At 71.3% G+C, this 13,684-nt stretch carries 11 protein-coding genes; 7 read left to right on the top strand and 4 right to left on the bottom strand.

Annotation, left to right across the window (positions count from 1 at the left end; all coding sequences use genetic code 11):
- Positions 1–12 precede the first annotated feature (12 nt).
- Positions 13–1,290: a DUF445 domain-containing protein gene (locus B2W79_RS00110; protein ID WP_292785787.1), complete on the top strand. Its 1,278-nt coding sequence runs from the start codon at positions 13–15 to the stop codon at positions 1,288–1,290.
- Position 1,291: 1 nt separating this feature from the next.
- Positions 1,292–2,206 carry an agmatinase family protein gene (locus tag B2W79_RS00105; protein ID WP_292785785.1) on the top strand — a complete coding sequence of 305 codons (915 nt, stop codon included), beginning with the start codon at positions 1,292–1,294 and terminating at the stop codon, positions 2,204–2,206.
- A 30-nt stretch (positions 2,207–2,236) separates the two neighbouring features.
- On the opposite strand, the gene B2W79_RS00100 is transcribed toward B2W79_RS00105, so the two are convergent.
- On the bottom strand, positions 2,237–3,241 hold the full coding sequence (locus B2W79_RS00100; protein ID WP_292785783.1) for a LacI family DNA-binding transcriptional regulator: 1,005 nt from the start codon (positions 3,239–3,241) through the stop codon (positions 2,237–2,239).
- A gap of 116 nt (positions 3,242–3,357) precedes the next feature.
- Between B2W79_RS00100 and B2W79_RS00095 the strand changes: the two genes are divergently transcribed.
- Genes B2W79_RS00095 through B2W79_RS00080 form a run of 4 tightly spaced genes read left to right on the top strand, consistent with a single transcriptional unit; the run spans position 3,358 to position 8,409 of the window.
- Positions 3,358–4,608, top strand: coding sequence for a sugar ABC transporter substrate-binding protein (locus B2W79_RS00095; protein WP_071329106.1), 1,251 nt, complete (start codon positions 3,358–3,360; stop codon positions 4,606–4,608).
- 2 nt (positions 4,609–4,610) lie between these two features.
- Positions 4,611–5,708 (top strand): carbohydrate ABC transporter permease, encoded by a 1,098-nt coding sequence (locus B2W79_RS00090; protein WP_071329107.1) that lies wholly within the window; start codon positions 4,611–4,613, stop codon positions 5,706–5,708.
- Positions 5,705–6,544 (top strand): carbohydrate ABC transporter permease, encoded by an 840-nt coding sequence (locus tag B2W79_RS00085; RefSeq protein WP_292785758.1) that lies wholly within the window; start codon positions 5,705–5,707, stop codon positions 6,542–6,544. The genes B2W79_RS00090 and B2W79_RS00085 overlap by 4 nt, the downstream gene beginning before the upstream one ends.
- Positions 6,541–8,409 carry a glycogen debranching N-terminal domain-containing protein gene (locus tag B2W79_RS00080; RefSeq protein WP_071329108.1) on the top strand — a complete coding sequence of 623 codons (1,869 nt, stop codon included), beginning with the start codon at positions 6,541–6,543 and terminating at the stop codon, positions 8,407–8,409. Before B2W79_RS00085 ends, B2W79_RS00080 begins: the two co-directional genes overlap by 4 nt.
- Before the next feature lie 12 nt (positions 8,410–8,421).
- Here B2W79_RS00080 and hutI read toward each other — a convergent pair whose 3' ends face one another.
- Genes hutI through hutH form a run of 3 tightly spaced genes read right to left on the bottom strand, consistent with a single transcriptional unit; the run spans position 8,422 to position 12,777 of the window.
- Positions 8,422–9,588: an imidazolonepropionase gene (gene hutI / locus B2W79_RS00075; RefSeq protein WP_071329109.1), complete on the bottom strand. Its 1,167-nt coding sequence runs from the start codon at positions 9,586–9,588 to the stop codon at positions 8,422–8,424.
- A complete protein-coding gene (hutU, locus tag B2W79_RS00070) occupies positions 9,585–11,243 on the bottom strand; it encodes a urocanate hydratase (protein ID WP_292785751.1) in 1,659 nt (552 codons plus the stop codon). The genes hutI and hutU overlap by 4 nt, the downstream gene beginning before the upstream one ends.
- On the bottom strand, positions 11,236–12,777 hold the full coding sequence (hutH, locus tag B2W79_RS00065; protein ID WP_292785749.1) for a histidine ammonia-lyase: 1,542 nt from the start codon (positions 12,775–12,777) through the stop codon (positions 11,236–11,238). The genes hutU and hutH overlap by 8 nt, the downstream gene beginning before the upstream one ends.
- A gap of 94 nt (positions 12,778–12,871) precedes the next feature.
- On the opposite strand from hutH, the gene B2W79_RS00060 reads away from it, so the two are divergent.
- Positions 12,872–13,609 carry an IclR family transcriptional regulator gene (locus B2W79_RS00060; RefSeq protein ID WP_256209444.1) on the top strand — a complete coding sequence of 246 codons (738 nt, stop codon included), beginning with the start codon at positions 12,872–12,874 and terminating at the stop codon, positions 13,607–13,609.
- Positions 13,610–13,684 lie beyond the last annotated feature (75 nt).

Genomic DNA, 13,684 nt, shown 5'->3' with positions numbered 1-13,684 from the left:
AAGGATGACGTCATGCCGCGAACACCCACGACGCTGCTCTCCGTCGCCGACCAGGAGCGCCGGCGCGCGCTGCGGCGGATGAAGGCCGTCGCGCTCGGGGCTCTGATCTTCATGGCCCTCGCCTTCATCGTCGCGTTCGCGTTCCAGGAGCGGGTCGGTGGGCTCGCGTACGTCCGCGCCGCCGCGGAGGGCGGCATGGTCGGCGCGCTCGCGGACTGGTTCGCGGTGACCGCGCTGTTCCGCCGTCCGCTGGGCCTGCCCATCCCGCACACCGCGATCATCCCGAACCGCAAGGACGAGATCGGCCGCACGCTCGGCGAGTTCGTGGAGACGAACTTCCTCGCCGCCGACGTCGTGCGCACCAAGCTCACCAGCACCGCGATCGCCCTCCGCGCCGGCGAGTGGCTCCGCGAGACCCCGCATGCCGAGCGCGTCGCCGCGGAGGGGGCGACGATCGCGACGGCCGTGCTGAACGCGCTGAGCGACGACGACGTGCGCGACCTCCTCGCCGACCTCGCGCGCGAGCATCTCGTCGCGCCGGAGTGGGGGCCGCCCGCTGGAGCGTGGCTGGAGAAGATCGTGGAGGCGGAGGCGCACCACGGTGCCGTCGACCTCGCGGTGGACAGCATCGGGCGATGGCTGGACGCGAACGCCGCCTCCTTCACCGGACTCGTCTCCCGGCGGCTCCCCGGATGGATGCCGAAGATCGCGCACCGCCTCATCGACGACACGGTGTACAACGAGGCGGTCAAGTTCGTCCGCGCCGTCCAGGCCGACCCGCGGCACCCGGCCCGCCTCGCGATCGACGGGTACCTGTCCCGCCTCGCGGACGCCCTGCAGAACGATCCCGCGACGCGCGAGAAGCTGGAGAACGCCAAGGCCGCGCTCTTCGACAGCCCGCGCGTCGGCGCCCTGGCTGCAGAGGCCTGGAACACCGCCAAGAACGGGCTCCTCACCTCCCTCGCCGATCCGGAGAGCGGGCTGCGGCGACGCGCCGTGCAGGCGCTGCAGGAGGTCGGCGAGCGGCTCACGACCGATGCCGCCCTGCAGCGCCGCGTCGACACGTGGGTCTCCGATGCGGCCGTCTTCCTCGTCGACCGGTACCGGCACGACATCGCCTCGATCATCACCGACACCGTGGAGCGCTGGGACCCCGCCGAGACCACCGAGAAGATCGAGCTCATGGTCGGACGCGACCTGCAGTACATCCGTCTGAACGGCACGGTCGTCGGGGCCCTCGCGGGCCTCGCGATCTTCACCGTCGCCCACGCCCTGATCCCGGGAGTCTGACATGGCGCTGTCCCACGATCCGCTCTGGCCGCGCGCCGGCGCCTGGCCCGCGTTCGAGGGCACGGCCGATGCGGTGCTCCTCGGCGTCCCGACCTCGCGCACCTCCCTGTCCCCGACCGGGGCGCACGCGACACCGGCCGCGATCCGCGAGGCGCTCCCCCGCTACGGCACGACGGTGCTCGGCCCGCCGACGATCGACCTGGACGAGGTGCTCCGCATCGCGGACGCCGGGGACGTGCCGGAGCCGGACGGCGACGCGGGAGAGGCGCGTACGATCGAGCGGGTCCGGGAGCTCGCGGGAGCGTCTGACCTCGTCATCGCCCTCGGCGGCGACAACTCCCTCACCTACCCGGTCGCGCTCGGAGCGGAGGCCACGGGCCTGATCACGTTCGACGCCCACTTCGACCTGCGCGACGGCGTCTCCAACGGCACCCCGGTGCGGCGGCTCGTCCAGGACGTTCCCGCCGCGGCAGGCGTCCCGACGGCCCGCGTCGACCCCACCCGGATCGTGCAGATCGGCCTCGCCGACTTCGCGAACTCCGCCGCGTACGCCCGCCGCGCGGCCGACTGGGGCATCCGGGTCGTCACCCTCGACGACGTGCGCCGTCGCGGCATCGCCGACGTCGTGGCCGAGGCGGTCGAGATCGCGGGGGCGGGCGACGCCGCCCGGGTGCACCTCGACATCGACGTGGACGTGTGCGACCGCGCGGTCGCACCGGGCTGCCCAGCCAGCGTCCCCGGAGGCCTGGCGGCGTGGGAGCTGCGCGCTCTCACCCGGGCGGTCGCCGCCGATCCGCGGGTCGTGAGCGCCGACATCGCCGAGGTCGACGCGACCGCGGACGCCGAGGACGGTCGCACCGTGCGACTCGCTGCCCTCTGCGTGCTCGAGCTGCTCGCCGGCCTCGCGGCACGCTGAGCAGGGGAGCGGCTCGGGCGACGCGCCGGATCAGCGCACGACCAGCTCAGGCGTGATGAGTGCGTGCGCCGAGCCGGACTCGACCCGGCGCGGTGCGACCACGTCCCCTGTCGGCCCCATGAGCAGCTGCAGGATCGCCTCCGCGACATCCTCCGGTCGTTGTTCGACGCTGGAGAATCCCAGTGCTTCGGCGGTGGGGGTGTTGTCGAACCCGATGACCGGGACGGTCTTCCCGGCGTCGGCGAGGCCGAGCAGAGCCCCCACGGCGAGAGAGTCGCTGGCGCAGACGACGGCGTCCGCCCGGATGCCGTCCTCCATCGCGCGGGTGATCGCCCGACGCGCCTCGGGAACCGAATCCTCGGCGATGACCCGGGCCCCGTGCGCCCCCGCCTCCGTGAGGGCCTCGCGCCACCCGCGTTCTCGGTCGTCCCCCGTGCCCGACCCCGACGGCCAGCCCAGGAAGGTCACCGCGCTCCCGTGCTGCAGCGCATACGTCGTCGCCGCCCTGGTGCCCGCCGCACCGTCCACGTCGACCCAGAGATGCATCGGATCGGAGATGTCGTCGTCCCCCCACGGCCGGCCGAAGGAGATGAACGGCAGACCGAGCGCGTCCAGCCGCATGACGCGGGGATCGTCGCGCACGGTGCCGGTGAGGATCGCGGCATCGATCTCGGATCCGTCCCACAGTTCGGCGAGCCGGCCGAGCTCCTCCTCCGGGGTCCGCGCCGCGTACACGAGCATGCGCATGCCGCGATCACTCGAACGCTCCGTGATGGCGTGCACGAAGCGATCCAGCACCACCCCCGAGATCCCGCCCAGATACGGGTCGAGCCGGATGCCGATCGTCGAACTCCGACGCAGGCGCAGCCGGCGGGCCGCCGCGTGCCGACGGTAGCCGAGCTCGTCGATGGAGGCGAGCACGCGCTCCCGGGTGGCCGGCCGGACGATGTCCGGGGTGTTCAGGACGTTCGACACCGTCTGGCGGGAGACGCCGGCGTGCGCCGCCACATCCTCCACCGTGGGGGCCTTGGCCATCGCACTCCTCGATCCCGGCGGCTTGACACGTCCGCACTGCCGCACCTAGCGTATTCCATGCAGAGTTTGATCGTTCAAATTCCTGCCCGCCGGCCCTCATCAAAGGAGAGAGAGACATGACACGGCAGACCACACGCGCCTGGCTCGGCGCTGGAGCGGTCCTGATCACCACCACCCTCGCGCTCACCGGGTGCGGGTCCGGGTTCTCGGGCGAGGAGCAGAGCGAGGGCGACACGGACCTCACCTCCTCCGACGACGGCCTCACGATCCTCATCGGCTCGTCCGGCGACGCCGAGACCGCCGCCGTGCAGTCGGCGCTCGACGCCTGGTCCGAGGAGTCCGGCACCGAGGTCGACCTCCAGGTGGCGAGCGACCTGGCGCAGGAGCTCTCTCAGGGCTTCGCCGCCGGAAAACCCGCCGACCTCTTCTACCTCGCACCCGAGCAGATGGCCGGGTACGCCTCGAACGGCTCCCTCCAGGCATACGGCGACGAGCTCTCGAACAAGGACGACTTCTACCCCTCCCTCGTGGAGAACTTCACCCTCGACGGCACGTTCTACTGCGCACCCAAGGACTTCTCCACGCTCGCGCTCGTGATCAACACGCGCCTGTGGGCGGAGGCCGGACTCACCGATGCCGACCTCCCGAAGAGCTGGGACGACCTCGCGGCCGTCGCGCAGAAGCTCACCACCGCCGACCACGTGGGCCTGGCCTTCGGCGCGGAATACCAGCGCGTCGGCACGTTCATGGCGCAGGCCGGCGGCGGGCTCGTGAAAGACGGCACAGCGATCGCGGATGACCCCGCGAACGTCCAGGCGCTGGAGTACGTGCAGTCCCACCTCGTCGACGGCACCTTCGCCTACGCCAAGGACGTCGGGGCGGGCTGGGGCGGTGAGGCACTCGGGAAGGAGCTCGCCGCGATGGTGATCGAAGGCAACTGGATCACCGGCGCGATGGCGAACGACTTCGGCTCCGTGGACTACACCGTCGCCGAGCTTCCCGAAGGTCCGGGCGGCCCGGGCACCCTGCAGTTCACGAACTGCTGGGGCATGGCCGCCGACAGCCCCAACCAGCAGGCGGCCCTCGACCTCGTCGAGTACCTCACCAGTGCCGACAGCCAGCTCGCCTTCTCGAAGGCATTCGGCCCGATGCCGTCGATCACCTCCGCCGCCGACCAGTGGACCGCCGACAACCCGGACCTCGCGCCCTTCCTCGCGGGAGCGGACTACGCGCAGTTCCCGCCCAACCAGGACGGCGCTGCGGACGTGATCGCCGACTTCAACGCGCAGCTCGAGTCGCTGAAGACGGGAGACCCCGCACAGATCCTCGGCACCGTGCAGTCGAACCTCGAAGCGATCGTCGAGTAGCGATGGCGGGACACGCCCTGTCTCGCCGCGGGGGAGCCTCCGGACTCCGCCGCGGCGAGGCCGCAGCCGGCTGGCTCTTCACGGCGCCGGTCATCCTCATCCTCGGGGTCTTCCTGCTGGTCCCCGTGCTCATGGCCCTGTGGGTCAGCATGTCGGACTGGGCGGGGCGCGGCAGCCCCCTCTCGCCGTCGGTCTCGTTCGTGGGCACGGAGAACTACTCGGCCGTGCTGGCCGACGGCGGCCTCGCGACCAAGGACTTCGGGACCGCGCTGCGCAACAACTCCTGGTACGTGCTGCTCGTCGTGCCCCTGCAGACGGCCATCGCCCTGTTCCTCGCCGTCCTGGTGAACAGAGCGGTGCTGCGCGGCCGCGGGTTCTTCCGGACCGCGTACTACTTCCCCTCCGTCACGAGCTCGGTGGCGATCACGGTGCTCTGGCTCTTCCTGTTCTCCGCGAGCGGAGCGGTCAACAGCGTGCTCGCCTGGTTCGGCTTGAACGGTCCGAACTGGTTCAACGACCCCCGCGGCATCCTGCATCTCGCGCTCAGCGGCGTCGGCATCGACACGGGGCCCGCCGCGCTCACCGGCGGCGGGATGCTGGGCATCTCCTGGTGGGAGTGGCTCGCTGGTCCCTCGATCGCCATGAGCGCGTACATCCTGATGGCCATCTTCACGACCTCCGGCACCTTCATGCTGCTCTTCCTCGCCGGTCTGCAGAATCTCGGCGCGGACGTCGACGAGGCGGCCATGATGGACGGGGCGAACGGGTGGCAGCGGTTCTGGCGGGTGACCCTGCCGCAGCTGCGGCCGACGCTGTTCACGGTGCTCACCCTCGGCCTCATCGGCTGCTGGCAGGTGTTCGATCAGATCTACACCGGCACCCGTGGTGCCCCCAGCAAGACGACTCTCACCCCGGCGTACCTGTCGTACAAGACGGCGTTCACGGACCAGGAGTGGGGTCAGGGCGCCGCGATCGCCTTCATCCTCTTCGTCATCATCGTGATCTTCACGCTGCTGCAGCGCTGGGTGCTGCGCGACCGGCCGGTATCGCGGCGCCGCATCCGCGCGTACGAAGTCGCGCGCGAGGGAGGGACATCATGAGGTTCTCGCGCACGCAGCTCACCGGGCAGATCGTGCTGTACACCGTGCTGATCGCGCTCGCCGTCATCTACATCTACCCGTTCCTGATCCAGGTGTTCACGAGTTTCAAGACGGACGAGGACGCCGCGAGCTCCGGAGTGAACCTGCTCCCGGAGTCCTGGACCTTCGCCGCCTATGAACGGCTCTTCGCCAACTCCGACTTCCCGTCGTGGTTCGTCAACAGCGCGATCGTGACGATCTTCGTCACCGCGGGGCGGGTGTTCTTCAACTCCCTCGCCGGATACGCGCTCGCACGTCTGCGCTTCCGCGGTCGGGGAGTCGTGTTCGCGGCCCTCGTCGCCGTGATGTCGGTGCCGACGGTCGTCCTGCTCATCCCGAAGTTCCTCGTCATCAACCAGCTCGGCATCTTCAACTCCTACGCCGGTATGATCCTGCCGCTGCTGGTCGACGCCGCCGGCGTCTTCATCATGAAGAACTTCTTCGAATCGATCCCGGTCTCGGTCGAAGAGCAGGCGCGGATCGACGGAGCCGGCGCGTTCCGGACCTTCTGGTCGGTCGTGCTCCCGATGGCGACGCCCGCCCTCATCACGATCGTCATCCTGTCGTTCCAGGGGTCGTGGAACGAGCTCAGCCACTTCATCGTGTCCACGAACGACCCCGCGCTGACGACCCTCACGAAGGGTGTCGCCTCGCTCGCCAGCGGGCAGCTCAGCCAGGGCACCCAGTATCCGCTCAAGCTCGCGGCGGCGCTCATCATGACGATCCCCGTCGCCGTGATGTTCTTCATCTTCCAGCGCCGCATCATGAATTCCACCGAAGGAGCCGTCAAGGAATGACCGACCGCCCCCACCTCCAGCCGCTGCTCGACGACGCCGTGGTCGTGCTCGATGCCCCCACCCAGGTCTGGTCCGACCGCGACGGCGACGTCGGCGGTGCCCCGATCCACGGCGTCTACCACGGCGACGTCCGTCACATCGCCGCGATCGGACTCGAGGTGCGGGACACCGCCCTGGAAGCCATCGCCTGCTCGTCGCCGGTCCCGCAGCGTGCGCTGTTCACCAGCCTGCTGCGCGGACTCGACGATGCCGCCGCCGATCCGAAAGTGCGCCTGGATCGGGATCGCGCTGTCGAGCCGGGGAGACTGACCGAGGCCCTGCGGGTATCCTCGCACCTCGAGCACGAGGTGACGGCCGAGCTCGCGGTGCGCATCCGCCCGGATTTCACCCCCATGCAACTCGTCAAGGCGGGGGTGACCGGTGGCGAGGAGTGGTCGTGGGACGGCGAGCGCTGCCGCGCAGGGCAGGCATCGTTCACGCTGCGCGCTGTGGACGCCACCGTGTCGATCGACGGTCGGGAGCTGCTGCTCGCCTGGCGAGTGACCGTCCCTCCGCGCGGCGAGGCTGAGGTGACGTGGTCGGCCGACCTCGACGATCCGACCCTGGTCGTGACGTCGCCACCCCGGACAGCCGGCGTCCGGCGCGTCCCCACCGGAGCGGACCCTCGCACCGCGCGGTGGTTGGAGCGCGCCTGCGCCGACCTCGACGCCCTACGACTGGCCCTGCCGGACCAGCCGGACGAAGCGTTCTACGCCGCGGGTGCTCCCTGGTTCTTCACCCTGTTCGGACGGGACTCGCTCTGGGCAGCCCGTCTCGCCCTCGCCGCCGACCGCGACATCGCCGCCTCCACCCTGCGGGTGCTCGCGCGTCTCCAGGGCACGGTGCACGACCCCGGCACCGCGGAGGCTCCGGGCAAGATCGCGCACGAGCTGCGTAGCGCGGAGCTCTCCCTCCCCGGCGAGGGCGTGCTGCTGCCTCCGCTCTACTACGGCACGGTCGATGCAACACCGCTGTGGATCTGCCTCCTCGCCGACGCGCGCGCGGCCGGCCTGACGATCACGGAGTTGAGGGACCTGGAGCCCGCGTTGCGCGCCGCCTTGACGTGGATGATCGAGCACGGCGACGCCTCCGGCAGCGGCTTCATCGATTATGCGGATGAGTCGGGCCACGGCTTGGCGAATCAGGGCTGGAAGGACTCCGGCGACTCGATCCAGTGGCGCGACGGTCGTCTGGCGGAAGGTCCCATCGCGCTCAGCGAAGTGCAGGGATACGCCTACGAGGCCGCGGTGCGCGGAGCAGCGCTCCTCGACGAGCTGGGCACGGCCGGCGGCGACCATCTGCGTTCGTGGGCGGCGGACCTGCGGCGACGCTTCCGGGATGCCTACTGGGTCACTACGCCGGAGGGGCGGTACCCCGCCATCGCCCTCGACGCCCACGGCGCCGCGGTCGACACGCTCACCAGCAACATCGGTCACCTCATCGGCACCGGGCTGCTCGATCCGGACGAGGAGCGCGCCTGCGCGGAACTGCTCGTCGGTGAGACGATGTCGAGCGGCTACGGCGTCCGCACGATGTCCACGGAGGCCTCGGGGTACTGGCCGCTGAGCTACCACGGCGGCAGCGTGTGGACGCACGACACCGCGATCGCCGTGCACGGGATGCTCCGCGCGGGCCTCACGGATCATGCCGGACGCATCGCCGCCCAGCTGCTCGATCTCGCCGAGGGTTTCGACTACCGCGTGCCGGAGCTGCACTCGGGCGAGCCCCGCATCGTCGGCGGCCGACCGGTCCCCTATCCGGCCGCCTGCCGTCCACAGGCGTGGTCCGCCGCGGCCGCCGTGGTCTGCGCCGAAGCCCTGCGGTGACGGGCGGGACGGTCAGACGACGGCCGTCCCGTCCTTCCAGACGCGCCGCACCAGCGGCACACCCGGGCGATACGCCAGGTGCACGCGGGAGGGGGCGTCGAGCAGCACGAGGTCGGCGCGCGCCCCGGGGGCGATGCGGCCGATGTCGTCGCGCCGGAGTGCCCGCGCCCCGCCGGCGGTGGCGGCCCAGACCGCCTCCGCCGTGGTCATGCCCATGTCCCGCACGGCGATGGCGATGCAGAAGGCCATGGACGACGTGAAGCTGGACCCCGGGTTCGTGTCGCACGCGAGCGCGACCGTCACCCCTGCGTCGAGGAGCCGGCGCGCATCCGGATAGGGCTGGCGCGTGGAGAACTCCACGCCGGGCAGCAGCGTGAGCACCGTGTCCGATGCGGCGAGCGCGGCGATGTCCGCGTCGGTGAGGTAGGTGCCGTGATCCACCGACGCCGCCCCCAGCTCGACCGCCATCCGCACGCCGTCGCCCGGACCGAGCTGGCTCGCATGCACCCGAGGAGCGAGACCCCGGGTGATGCCCGCCTCCAGGATCCGTCGTGACTGCGCCACCGTGAACGCGCCGGTCTCGCAGAAGACGTCGATCCACCGGGAGTGCGGGGCGCACGCGTCGAGCATCGGCCCCACGACGAGGTCGACATAGGCGTCGGGATCGTCGGCGTACTCGACCGGCACCACATGCGCACCGAGGAACGTGACCTCCGACGTCACCTCGGCGGCGAGGCGCACGAGGCGCTCCTCCTCCGCGACGGCGAGACCGTAACCGCTCTTGATCTCGACCGTGGTGGTGCCCTGTGTCCGCAGCTCCCCGATGAACCCGCGCAGTCGGGCGCGCAGGTCGTCGTCGGTCGCCGCCCGCGTCGCCTGGACCGTCGAGCGGATGCCGCCCGCCGCGTACGGCTGCCCCGCCATGCGCGCCTCGAACTCCGCCGCCCGATCGCCGCCGAAGACGAGGTGGCTGTGGCTGTCGACGAATCCGGGGATCATGGCCCGACCCCCGGCGTCGACGACCTCGTCGGCCGCGGGAGCTGTGGCGGACGATCCTACCCACGCGATCCGCTCGCCGTCGATCAGCACGGCCGCGTCGCGCAGCGTGCCGGTCGGGTCGCCCCCGGCGGCGACATTGGTCGTCAGCTCCCCGATCCCGGAGATGAGCGTCGTCGTCACAGCATCGGCACCTTCAGTCCGCGGTCGCGCGCGACCTCCTTGGCGTGGTCGTACCCGGCGTCCACGTGCCGCATGACGCCGGTCCCGGGGTCGTTCGTCAGCACCCGGGCGAGCTTCTCCGCCGCGAGAGCCGAACCGTCCGCCACCGTGACCTGTCCGGCGTGGATCGAGCGCCCGATCCCCACCCCGCCGCCGTGGTGCAGCGACACCCACGACGCCCCGGAGGCGGTGTTGAGGAGGGCGTTGAGCAGCGGCCAGTCGGCGATCGCGTCGGAACCGTCCTTCATGGCCTCGGTCTCCCGGTACGGCGACGCGACGGAACCGGAGTCGAGGTGGTCGCGGCCGATGACGATCGGCGCGGACAGCTCTCCCGAGGCGACCATCTCGTTGAACTTCAGTCCGGCGAGGTGCCGCTCCTGGTAGCCCAGCCAGCAGATGCGCGCCGGCAGCCCCTCGAAGTGGACGGCCGATCCCGCCTTGTCGAGCCAGCGGTGCAGGGCGGCGTCCTCGGGGAAGAGCTCGGCGATCGCGCGGTCCGTCTTGAAGATGTCCTCCGGGTCTCCGGACAGCGCCACCCAGCGGAACGGTCCTCGCCCTTCCTCGAACTGCGGGCGGATGTAGGCGGGGACGAATCCGGGGAACGCGAACGCCCGGTCGAAACCGCCGAGCTGCGCCTCCGCGCGGATCGAGTTGCCGTAGTCGAAGACCGCCGCCCCCGCGTCCTGGAAGCCGACCATCGCGGCGACGTGGGCGGCCATGGACTCCCTCGACCGCCGGGTGAACTCCTCGGGGTCGCGCGCGGCGTCCTCCTTCCAGCGGTCCACGTCGATGCCGATCGGCAGGTAGGCGAGCGGGTCGTGGGCGCTGGTCTGGTCCGTCACGACGTCGATCGGCACGCCCCGGCGCAGGAGCTCGGGGAAGACCTCTGCGGCATTGCCCACGACGCCGACCGAGAGGGCGTGACCGGCCTCCTTCGCCGCGACCACCCGGGCCACCGCCGCATCGAGGTCGGTGGTGTACTCGTCGAGGTACCGGTGCTCCACACGGCGGGCCAGCCGCGTCTCGTCGACGTCCACGATCAGGACCGCGCCCTCGTTGAGGGTCACGGCGAGGGGCTGCGCCCCGCCCATCCCGCCCGCACCGGCGGTCAGCGTCAGCGTCCCCCGCAAGGAGTCCCGCCCGAGCGAGCGGGCGACCGCGGCGAACGTCTCGTACGTCCCCTGCAGGATGCCCTGCGTGCCGATGTAGATCCAGGAGCCGGCGGTCATCTGGCCGTACATGGTCAGCCCCAGCTCCTCCAGACGGCGGAACTCCGGCCAGGTCGCCCAGTCGCCGACGAGGTTCGAGTTGGCGATGAGCACGCGCGGCGCCCACTCGTGGGTGCGGAACACGCCCACGGGCTTCCCGGACTGGACGAGCAGCGTCTCATCCGGCTCCAGCTCGTCGAGCGTACGGACGATCGCCTCGTACGCCGCCCAGCTACGGGCCGCCTTGCCCGTCCCACCGTAGACCACGAGGTCCTCGGGGTGCTCGGCGACCTCGGGATCGAGGTTGTTCATGAGCATGCGCTTGGCCGCTTCCGCGCCCCAGCTCTTGGCGGTGCGCTCGGCACCGCGGGCGGCGCGTACCGTGCGCGCTGCGTTCTCCTCAGTCATGCATGTGCTCCTTTGCGACACGGGCGATGGCACCCGACTGGACGAGGGCGGTCACGGCTTCCATCTCGGGCGAGAGGTGGCGGTCGGCGCCGGGGCCCGCGGCGACCGTGCGGACGAGGTCGCGCACGGCTCCGGTCGCCGGCCCCGCCTCGAGCGGGGCGCGGAGATCCAGGGCGCGGGCGGCGGTGAGGATCTCGATCGCCAGGACGCGGGAGAGGCCGTCGATCGCCCGACGCAGCTTCCGCGCTGCAGCCCAGCCCATCGAGACGTGGTCCTCCTGCATCGCCGAGGAGGGGATGGAGTCGACCGAGGCGGGGACGGCGAGACGCTTCAGCTCGGAGACGATGCCGGCCGCCGCGTACTGCGCGATCATCAGGCCGGAGTCGACGCCGACCTCCGCCGCCAGGAAGGGCGGGAGTCCGTGACTGCGCGCCGGGTCCAGGGCCCGGTCCGTGCGGCGCTCCGACACGGACGCGACGTCGGCGACCGAGATCGCGAGGAAGTCGAGGACGGCGGCGACGGGCGCCCCGTGGAAGTTGCCGTTGGACTCGATGCGCCCGTCGAGGGTGATGATGGGGTTGTCGATGACGCTGGACAGCTCGCGCTCCGCGATCGTGACGGCATGCCCGAGCGTGTCGCGTGCGGCGCCGTGCACCTGCGGGGAACACCGCAGCGAGTATGCGTCCTGCACACGGCCGTCTTCCGGGCCTTTGTGGCTGGCGACCATCGGCGACCCGGCGAGCAGCGCCCGGAGATGACCTGCGGATACGGCCTGTCCCGCCTGCGGACGCAGCGCCATGAGATCGGCGGCGAACACCGCATCGGTGCCGAGCTGCGACTCCACCGACATCGCCGCCGCCACATCCGCCGTCAGAAGCAGCGTCTCCAAATCGTGGAGCGCGAGCACCAGCGTCCCGAGCATCCCGTCGGTGCCGTTGATGAGGGCCAGTCCCTCCTTCTCCACGAGCGTGAGGGGCGCGATGCCGGCGTCCGCGAGGGCCTCGGCCGCCGGGACGAGTCGGCCCGTGGCGTCGTGCACCTCGCCCTCGCCCATGGCGGCGAGGGCGATGTGGGCGAGGGGAGCGAGATCCCCGGAACACCCCAGCGAGCCGTACTCGCGGACCACTGGCACGATGCCCGCGTTGAGCAGCGCGGCATACGTCTCGACGACGACGGGACGAACCCCCGTGCGTCCCGACGAGAGCGTCTGGAGGCGCAGCAACTGGAGCCCGCGCACCACTTCCCGCTCCACCTCGGCGCCGGTGCCGGCGGCATGCGATCGGATGAGGCTCGCCTGCAACTGCAGTCGACGCTCCGGGGCGATGAAGGTCGTCGCCAGCGCACCGAAGCCGGTGGACACGCCGTAATGCGGGTGCGGGTCGGCGGCGAGGCCGTCGATCACGCGGCGGGTCTCAGCGACCTTGGCCAGCGCAGCCGGGTCCACGATGACGGGAGCATCGTGACGCACGACGCGGACGACCTCCGCCGGGGAGAGAGGGGCGGCGCCGACGAGGACAGGGGCAGGATCGCTCATGTCTCGATTCCACACCCGCCGGGTCGACGTGCGCGCGGCTTCGTGGCAACCTGTGTCTGTGATCCCAGACATTCCCGAGGCCGATGACGTCCAGGTGCCTGCCGCGGCGCAGACCCTGCGCATCCTCAGCTACCTGGCGGGCCGGCCGGCACCGGTGGCGGCGTCCGCGATCGCCCGCGAGCTCATGCTTCCGCGATCGACGGTCTATCACCTGCTGCGCACGCTCGCCGTGCACGGCTTCGTGCTGCACCTCCGCGAGGAGCGCCGGTGGGGACTCGGGACATCGGCTTTCGAGCTGGCCGGAGGCTATGCCCGGCAGCAGCCGTTGGCACGGCTCGGCCGTCCGCTCATCGCCAGCCTCTCCGACCAGCTCGGGGAGAGCGCGCACCTGGCGGTCATGAGCGGCGGCGACGTGCTGTACATCGTCGAGGAGCGTGCGCCACGGCGGCCAGCGCTGGTGACCGACGTGGGCGTGCGCCTGCCCGCGCACCTGACCGCGACCGGACGCGCGATGCTCGCCGCCCTCCCCCGCGAACAGGTGCGGGCGCTGTACCCGGATGCTTCCGCCTTCTCCGAGCGCACGGGGCGGGGCCCGCGACGGCCCGGCGAGCTGCGCGATCTCCTCCGGGAGGTGCGCTCGCGAGGCTGGGCGACGGAGGACGGAGAGGTCGCGGAAGGCCTGCGCTCCGTGGGCGCCGTCGTGCGCGACGCTGCCGGCTGGCCCGTCGCCGCGGTCGCGGTCACCTGGGCCGGGGACGACGGCGCAGAGGTCATGCTGGCGAAAGCGGTGCGCGAGACCGCAGCAACGCTCGAGGCGCGGCTAGCCCGCTGAGGCGACGCCTCACGCGTTAACGCAAGAAGGCCACCCAGCATTGGGTGGCCTTCTTGTTTAAAAGGAGTCCGGCGG

It is taken from the genome of Microbacterium sp. UBA7513 (assembly GCF_002478345.1).
Classification (GTDB): Bacteria; Actinomycetota; Actinomycetes; order Actinomycetales; family Microbacteriaceae; genus Microbacterium.
This window is presented reverse-complemented; position numbering and strand designations above follow the sequence as displayed.

Bases quoted from the DNA above. Each gene is read 5' to 3' on its own strand.
- B2W79_RS00095 (WP_071329106.1), top strand. From the start codon at position 3,358: ATGACACGGCAGACCACACGCGCCTGGCTCGGCGCTGGAGCGGTCCTG.
- B2W79_RS00085 (WP_292785758.1), top strand. From the start codon at position 5,705: ATGAGGTTCTCGCGCACGCAGCTCACCGGGCAGATCGTGCTGTACACC.
- hutU (WP_292785751.1), bottom strand. From the start codon at position 11,243: ATGACTGAGGAGAACGCAGCGCGCACGGTACGCGCCGCCCGCGGTGCC.
- hutH (WP_292785749.1), bottom strand. From the start codon at position 12,777: ATGAGCGATCCTGCCCCTGTCCTCGTCGGCGCCGCCCCTCTCTCCCCG.
- B2W79_RS00110 (WP_292785787.1), top strand. From the start codon at position 13: ATGCCGCGAACACCCACGACGCTGCTCTCCGTCGCCGACCAGGAGCGC.
- B2W79_RS00090 (WP_071329107.1), top strand. From the start codon at position 4,611: ATGGCGGGACACGCCCTGTCTCGCCGCGGGGGAGCCTCCGGACTCCGC.
- B2W79_RS00105 (WP_292785785.1), top strand. From the start codon at position 1,292: ATGGCGCTGTCCCACGATCCGCTCTGGCCGCGCGCCGGCGCCTGGCCC.
- B2W79_RS00100 (WP_292785783.1), bottom strand. From the start codon at position 3,241: ATGGCCAAGGCCCCCACGGTGGAGGATGTGGCGGCGCACGCCGGCGTC.
- B2W79_RS00080 (WP_071329108.1), top strand. From the start codon at position 6,541: ATGACCGACCGCCCCCACCTCCAGCCGCTGCTCGACGACGCCGTGGTC.